We start from the raw sequence: 497 nt of genomic DNA on the forward strand, positions 1-497 counted from the left end.
CAATAAGAATATCCTGGATGAATTGGAATGCCTCAATAATAAAAGCACCTGAGCCACAAGCGATATCAGCAAATTTTGAATTCAATATCTCAATATCTGACTTGCCTTTGCAATATTCTACGACAGTATTTCTAATGATTTCTTTTACAATGTGAGTTGGTGTAGTAACAACGTCTCTATCGATATGTTCCTCTTTCGGTTGAATCTTAACGTTTCCAAGTTCATCAATACGAACTTTCTCACTCAGGAATATTTCATATATATTACCTAAAATATCAGAAGAGAAAACAGAGAAAGAGTATGTGCTTTGTGGGAAGTATAATTGTTCTATGATGCTCCAAATGCAAGAGTTAGCATTGCTTAATAACTCATCAATATATTCTAGCGAGAATAATCCTGAATTATATTTCTTGTCTGAGGATTTCAATTTTTTGACTAAAGATTGAAAATCCTTATCTTGTGCAAAGTGATAAAGAGTTTCGTATTCTTCCAAGTCT

1 pseudogene is annotated in these 497 nt (G+C 32.6%); it reads right to left on the bottom strand.

What is annotated here, in order from left to right:
- Positions 1-497, bottom strand: a pseudogene (locus E0D98_RS25735) (adenine methyltransferase); the annotation flags it as partial.

Source organism: Escherichia sp. KCJ4928 (genome assembly GCF_004352695.1).
GTDB lineage: Bacteria > Pseudomonadota > Gammaproteobacteria > Enterobacterales > Enterobacteriaceae > ECMA0423.